At 46.9% G+C, this 7,359-nt stretch carries 7 protein-coding genes; 3 read left to right on the top strand and 4 right to left on the bottom strand.

What is annotated here, in order from left to right:
- Positions 1-504: 504 nt before the first annotated feature.
- Positions 505-846: a hypothetical protein gene (locus RMO27_RS10960; protein WP_309732293.1), complete on the top strand. Its 342-nt coding sequence runs from the start codon at positions 505-507 to the stop codon at positions 844-846.
- A gap of 315 nt (positions 847-1,161) precedes the next feature.
- On the opposite strand, the gene RMO27_RS10955 is transcribed toward RMO27_RS10960, so the two are convergent.
- Entirely contained in the window at positions 1,162-1,917 is a 756-nt protein-coding gene (locus RMO27_RS10955; RefSeq protein ID WP_309732292.1) for a YebC/PmpR family DNA-binding transcriptional regulator, read from the bottom strand.
- On the opposite strand from RMO27_RS10955, the gene RMO27_RS10950 reads away from it, so the two are divergent.
- A complete protein-coding gene (locus RMO27_RS10950) occupies positions 1,918-3,201 on the top strand; it encodes an ABC transporter substrate-binding protein (RefSeq protein WP_309732290.1) in 1,284 nt (427 codons plus the stop codon).
- 215 nt (positions 3,202-3,416) lie between these two features.
- On the opposite strand, the gene RMO27_RS10945 is transcribed toward RMO27_RS10950, so the two are convergent.
- From RMO27_RS10945 to RMO27_RS10935, 3 genes are all read right to left on the bottom strand, one after another.
- Positions 3,417-4,085: a formyltransferase family protein gene (locus RMO27_RS10945; protein WP_309732286.1), complete on the bottom strand. Its 669-nt coding sequence runs from the start codon at positions 4,083-4,085 to the stop codon at positions 3,417-3,419.
- Positions 4,086-4,106: 21 nt separating this feature from the next.
- Complete coding sequence (locus RMO27_RS10940) at positions 4,107-4,478, bottom strand: hypothetical protein (RefSeq protein WP_309732284.1); 372 nt, start codon at positions 4,476-4,478, stop codon at positions 4,107-4,109.
- Positions 4,479-4,582: 104 nt separating this feature from the next.
- The gene (locus RMO27_RS10935; protein ID WP_309732281.1) at positions 4,583-5,728 is read right to left on the bottom strand and encodes a glycosyltransferase; all 1,146 of its coding nucleotides are present in this window, start codon (positions 5,726-5,728) and stop codon (positions 4,583-4,585) included.
- A 345-nt stretch (positions 5,729-6,073) separates the two neighbouring features.
- Here RMO27_RS10935 and RMO27_RS10930 point away from each other — a divergent pair.
- Positions 6,074-7,359: alkaline phosphatase (locus RMO27_RS10930; RefSeq protein ID WP_396133663.1), on the top strand; the 1,286-nt coding region annotated here is incomplete at its 3' end.

Below are 7,359 nucleotides of genomic sequence, written 5' to 3'. Positions count from 1 at the left end.
GTAAATATCCGCTCTAGCCGTAGTTTATAGCAATATACTTAACCCGAACTGACGTTAAATAATTCGATTGAGATTCAATGCCCGATCGCTAAATAAAGCCATCCAGATTTTTTTTCATCCAGACGGACAATTGTGCCACTGAGATCGTGGTGATTCATAGGATGACATTCCTAAGTCACTGTATATTTATGACCCTAATTTTATGTTTATCTTCACAAAGTCTTAATCAGTGAAAATACGGAAGATATCCTAAGTCAATCAAAAGTATATCTATTATTCAGATTGTTTTTGTATTATTTTGAAATCAATTTTAGGCCAGCCAAAAAGCTTGCTAATCTGCGTTTTTAAGCGTAGCGACATCTGAATAGAGATGAGTTATGATCCAATAATTAGTCTGAAATGTAGCAAATCATACAGTAACATTGGACTTCAAACCCTCTGGTGTTTAATTTGGAGGGTAGCAGTGCAGACTATCTAGTTAAAAACTATACGTAACTACCGTTAATGAACATATCCACATTTACAAAAATCTGCACTCGCTTGAACGATCTCAAGCACGTCTCTACATGCGACGTCTTCATGACAAAAGAACACCCAGAGCGGATTATTATTTCTTTTTGCTTACAGCCCGATCTGCTCGGCTCGATCGTCATCCGAGAGCAAGCGGAGCTGGAATCGTATGAGGTGACGATCGATAGCAAGCAGTTAGCCAAGCTGGATGTCAAATCATCGGCATCCGATCTCGATATCCCAGATCGGATTGTCAAGTTAGTTGAGGGTTGCGATCTTAAAAGAACTAGTGGCTACAAAAACCTAACATTGCTTGTCCCACAACTACTAGATTAAATCTCCGCTCTTGGTGGGCATTATTGGACTAAATCTCTGATTAGTACGAGCTTGGAAGTTACGTAAGTGTTAAGTTCTTGAGATTCTTCAGCATTGAGGAGGATACGGTCTTTGACCTTTTCAGTTATTAACTGGGATAGGTCACGATCGGGTAGAGAGAGCACTACTTGGTGATTCACTTCCAATACTGCTTTCCAGAGTAAACGGAGTAGAGATGGCTCAAATGTAGTGGTGTAGATGATATCGATTGCCTCGAAACTTAATCTTTTCTTTATATTACCCGATTTAGCTCGAAATAGAATCATCAGATCTGGGCTATGTGTCGAGGAGTTCATCTGCTAGGTCGAAATTAGCCGTAACGGTTTGGACGTCATCTAGTGCTTCGAGGACTTCGATCAATTTAAGCAGTTGCTTGCTTTGCCCTGGATCGTCTACCAGGACAGTATTTTGGGGTATCCACCGCAACTGGGCATCACTGACGCTGAAACCATGCGCGCGGAGCGTATCACTCAGATGTTCGAGATTGGCAACGGTTGTAAATACTTCCGCGCCAGGCTGCTCTTGATCATCGAGTAGTTCGTAGATATCCGCACCGCCAGCCAAGGCAGCTTCTAACAGCGGATCTTCCTCTATACTCCCGCCGATCGAGCAGACGCCCTTGAGATCGAACATCCAGCTCACACAACCAATTTCCCCCAAGTTGCCACCCCGCTTGGTAAAAGCAAATCTGAGTTCTGCTGCCGTGCGGTTGCGATTGTCCGTCAAGGCTTCGACGATTATCGCTACACCACCAGCACCATAACCTTCATACCGAATTTCTTCGAGTTGGTTGCCACTATCGAGCGTCCCCGCACCCTTGGCGATCGCCCGATCGATGTTATCGTTGGGGATACCAGCGGCTTTGGCTTTGTCGATCGCCGTCCGCAGTTGGAAGTTACCATTGGGATCGGGAATCCCATTCCGAGTGGCGACAATAATTGCGCGCGATAATTGGGTAAATGTTTTCCCCCGCACAGCATCAACTCGTGCTTTTTGTCGCTTAATAGTTGCCCATTTACTATGACCTGACATATGAATCGATTAGCTGCTCGTGTTGGAATTGCGATTGCTCTAATTTTACTGGTAATTATCGCTGGCTGTACGCCCGCTCAACTAGATCGGCCTGGAGTTACCCATCTGACGCTCTGGCATGGCATCAATCCGCCGCCCAATCGCGATGTCTTTGAGCAATTAGTCACCAAATTTAATCGCACCCATCCAGCGATCGAGATCGAGTCGATCTATGTCGGGCAAGCCGATCGTCAATTACCCAAAATTCTGGCCGCAATCGTCGGCGATGCCAAGCCAGATCTGCTGTGGTTTGGGTCGATGCTCACGGGGCAATTAGTCGATTTGGAGGCAATCGTCCCGATCGATACTCAGTGGCAGCAATCGACGATTAGCAAAGATATCGATCCAGCTTTACTCGGCTCGATGCAATATGAGCAACATCTGTGGTCGATCCCGTTTGGCACCAATAATGTCGGCATCTTTTATCGTCCCAGTTTATTTACTGCCGCAGGGATCGCCCAGATTCCTACCAATTGGCCAGAATTAATCGCCACCGCCAAACAACTGACTCGCGATACCAATGGCGATGGGAAACCAGATACATATGGGATGTTATTACCGCTAGGGCAAGGTGAATGGACGGTGTTTACGTGGTTGCCCTTTATGTGGGGTGGCGGCGGCGAACTCAAATCTGGAGCGACTACGACGATCGATAATCCTGGCTCGATCGCGGCTCTCCAATTATGGCAAGACCTAATTAAGGATGGCAGTGCGATTTTATCGGCACCAGAACGCGGTTATGAATTGGATAATTTCCTGGCTGGTAAAGTAGCCATGCAACTAACTGGCTCCTGGACATTAGGCCAATTGGCAGGCATGAATTTTACAGATTATGGTGTGATGCCGATTCCGATGGGGACTCGATCGGCGACTAGTATCGGTGGTGAAAATCTGTTTATGATGAAAAGTAATCCCACCCATCAACAAGCAGCTTGGGAATTTATGGAATATGTCCTGAGTGAAGATTTTCAAACTGAATGGGCAGTGGGAACGGGATATTTGCCTGTCAATCTCAGAGCGCGCGATCGGGCTATTTATCGAGGCTATGTAGCTAAAACACCCGCAATTCAAGTATTTCTAGACCAGGCTAAGGATGGGCGACCGCGACCGATCGAGCCTGGTTACAGTCACATATCGGAGCATCTCGGTCGGGCGATCGAATCGGTGTTACTGAATACAACTTCGCCAAAAGCAGTACTTGAAACAGCTCAGTCCAGACTGAACTTAAGTCTAAATCGACAATAACTTAATTTGTTGATGATAGATATTGCGTCAATGCCAGCCCATTCTATTCACATGTCAGCATTACTAGTAGTCACAAGTGGTAAGTTCGATCTTGCCGCATCGAGTCGTTGCTAAATTGCCGTTTCGATCTAGTTAAAATTATTTGAAATTCAAACGGTAGAAATCGCGCACCCTGCGCTGATGATTTTAAATTTGGATGAAGATCGCGCCAGATGCTAAACTTTTAGCTCAAACCGAAAGCCACCAATATCGACTGTTGGTTGAAAAATGCCATAACTAGTCGCTCTTACGCGCCGCGCTACTTCCTCGTCAGTCATATCTGGCGATACGATCATCAATTCGTTAAATTCTTGTCGAGTTCGGGGTGGTCTAGTCCAAATTTCAGGTGATTCGGGCAATGGTTGACCATCGATCAGTTTGCTAACAACTTCATAAAATAGCACTAGTTGAAATTCGTAAGTTCGTTGCAGCAACGAACTAACATCATCGGTTGCAAACATGGGGAACCGCTTAACGGCGATGATTTTACCACTATCGACTCTGCCAGCCATATGGTGACAGGTCGCTCCATATTCAGGGGCATTGTCATACAAAGCATAGTTATTACAGCCAATTCCTGGATAGTCTGGCGATGCTGGATGAAAGTTGATCGCTCCTTTTTCGGCGGCTTCAATCGTCGCTACCGGGAGCACCCATCGACAGAGATAGGAGATGATATAGTCTCCTCGCCAATGTCTAATATCTTCGGGCATTGGCTTCCCCCATTCTGAATAGTAGGAAGTGACATTTTTAAAATTATCTTCAACAAATTTCAAGGCTCGATCGCAATAGATATCATCCTTTTTACCTAAAAATAATACGGAATCGGTTAATTTATTTGACATGAGATTGTCCTCTTCGCTAATTTATTTACAGAGTGCCAGACAATATTCTTTGAGGGAAGTGGCGGCTACTTGTGGATACTGACAACTTTCAAAACTAAATTTATCTTCAGGTTTGTGAGCTTTGGTGGCGGCAAGATGCTCCCATAATTCTAGCCAAATATCCAAATGTGCGACTAACGCGATCGCCTGTTGCTGCTGCTCGAACGGTAGCAGATAACCTTTTGAGAGAATCAGACTGCGGATCTGGTGGTTATTGTCTCTGAGAATCTTGGCAAATAGAAATTGCCTACCATCAGCGTGGAAGTTTTGATAAGCAGCCTCGCCGCGTCTGAAGTGTAGACTTAAGGAGCCTACTAATTCTGAGATGAGTTTTTCTTGAGATGGGATTGACATGAATGATTGTATTATTAATGACTCATCTCAAATCATAGACTAAAAAGTTATTAATGACTTAGTTTCTCAACTACTTAAGTAATTTAAACACCCGATCATCATTATTATCGATGCGAGAGCGCGCGATTGTAGAGTTGCTCGTGGAGCTGGACGATCCGATCGAGATCGTAAGCAGACAACAGACCTGCGCGACCGCGTTTAGCCATCTCGGTAGCTGCCTCTGGTCGATCGAGTATCCAGGCAATGGCATCGGTCAGTCCCCCAATATTGCCAACATCGATAAGTAGTCCATAACCTCCAGCTAATAAATCTTGAGTCCCCCGAATCTTGGTGCCGATGGTTGGCACTTCTAGCGCCAAGGATTCCATCACACTGCGCGGCAGTCCTTCTTGCTCTGAAACTAAAATATTCGCGCTGGCGGCTCTCATCAAGACGGGGATATCATGGCGCTGTCCCAAAAAATGGATGCGATCTGCAACACCCAAATCGATCGCGAGTTGTTTGATCTGGGCGAGCCTCGGCCCACTCCCAGCCATGGCTAAATGCACCTCTGGTCGATTCAATTTGGCCATGGCAGCGATTGTATCCTGATGCCGTTTACGGGGCGTAAATTCGGCGACAGATAGCAATAGTGGCGTTTGTGTGCCGATCCCCAGTTCCGCGCGAAGCTGCGCGACTGCGGTGTCGGCGACGAGCTGCGGATTGTAATAATTGAGATCGATCCCAATCCCCGGCATATAACAAGAAGCTGCTGACGATACCAACCGATACCGTCTGACCGCAGCTTCATCTTCCCGATTGATGGTAACTAAATAGTCTGTCCAATTGCCAGCTAGTTTTTCTAATGCTAGAAATACCAAGTTTTTGAGGGGGTTTGCTCCGGGCAAAAAATGAAACCCATGAGCGGTATAAATGACACTAGCTCCTAATTGTTTTCGTAAATCTTTCAATGCATACCGCGTTACAAATGCTGCTACTGGAGTATGAACGTGAATGATGTCATATTTTTCGCGGGCAACAATTTCCTGAATTTTGGCAGGAGTTGCCAGCAGATTCCGAGGATCGAGGGGATTGCGCGACCACTGGACTTCCCACAGTCGATCGAAATAGCGATCGCCAGGATCGGTAGCTGAAAAACCACAAGACATGGCATCAACTTGCCATCCCAGCTTGCGAAAATGGGTTGCAAAAGGTAGTAAAAAATTGGTTAGAACTACGGGCACCGTAGTCACCATCAACAGTTTGGTCATAAATCTTGGCGAGACTAGCGAGGTAGTAGCACTTGGGTGTTTATGCACTGATCGGCAATTCACCAGACTATCAATCCTCATGGTACCCAAGCGATCTGGCATAATTTCTACTAGCGATTGAGGTTGCTGTCGATCGAGATGAAATGCGATCGATTTAACGCCCGCCGATCGGCTAGATATGGTAAGAGGTTGATGAGGGTCACTCTTAAGATTGTCAGTAGTTCTACGGTTGTAAATAATCTCGATGCCGATTTATCTCATCGCAAACCAATGCTAAGAATTTTTCAGAGGACAGCAGCTAAATGGTGGATTTTGGGTGTAGTTGCGTTAGTGGGTGCTGTGCTGATGACACCTGTCCTCTTCCCACCCCCGATCCAGCCACAGCGGAATACGATTCTGATGATCGGTGATGGCATGGGTTGGGAAATTACCAGAGCGGCAGCGATCCAAAGTGAGATCGATCGCGGCAAATCCGGCAAAACCCTCAAAGATTTTTATGTCCAGGGCAAAGGTGCTGGGCTGAAGATGCAAACACTGCAAGGATTTGCCCTCGCTACTACCTACGGCACGACTGTCGCCGGCACAGATGGTAAGTACAGTAGCAACCAAAGTGCCCTAGATGACTCTCAAAAGCTGACTGGAGCCAGTGCCGTTCGGCCTAACTTCAAATTCGACCCCAAATTTAATCCAGGGCAACACAGCAAAAATGCTCCTGCTCCAGCCATCCCACCCGTGGGGAATTTAGTCGGTTACGATCCCATCAAAGGTGGGGCGAACCCGTGGACTCCCGGCACCGATCGCGAATATATTAAGGCGAGCTATCCTGACTCAGCCAATACCGCGACCACCCTCTATACTGGCGTCAAAAGCTACAATAACGCGATCGCGGTAGATATTTACGAAAAACCCCTGACCACGAGCCTCAGAACCGGTGCTGACGCCAAGAAATCGACAGGTTTAGTCACTTCAGTCCCGATCGATCATGCGACCCCTGGTGCGGCCTCGGCTAATGTCAATCGCCGCAGTAAATACGACCTTAATGCTCCCGATGCCACACCCCTCGATAATATTCTTCAGCAACAACTGCGGATTTATCAACCGACAGTGCTTCTCGGCGGCGGACACCCACTATCGAATGTCAAAGATCCCCTGCCCACTGGGATCGAGCCAGTCCATACGTATATTAGTGCCGCCACTTACCAAGAACTGAGCACCAAACCAGATAATAACGTCTACCAGTACACCTTCCGCGAACGTGGTGCCAATGCCGCTCAAAAATTAGCCCAAACAGCCGCGAAGATCGATCCCAATCGGGGACAGCGATTGCTCGGTATTTACGGAGCACGGGGACAAGCTGGCAATCTGCCTGTCAGTTCGGCCAAACACGATTATCACACCACTGGCTTCGACATGGCCAAAGTGCATACCACGCGAGGTTTGCAACCAGATACCAACCGCCCGCTCCAACAGGAAACCGATCCGCAATTTGTCCAGCGGGAACGGAATGAAAACCCGACACTTAACGAACTCACTACCGCAGCATTAACCGTATTGAGCAAAGATCCCGATGGTTTTTGGCTGATGATTGAAGGTGGCGATATCGATTGGTCTGCTCACGATAATAATCTCGA

The organism is Chamaesiphon sp. OTE_75_metabat_556 (assembly GCF_031378165.1).
Classification (GTDB): Bacteria; Cyanobacteriota; Cyanobacteriia; order Cyanobacteriales; family Chamaesiphonaceae; genus Chamaesiphon.
The sequence above is the reverse complement of the archived record's forward strand: the minus strand, read 5'-3'. Positions and strand labels throughout refer to the sequence as shown.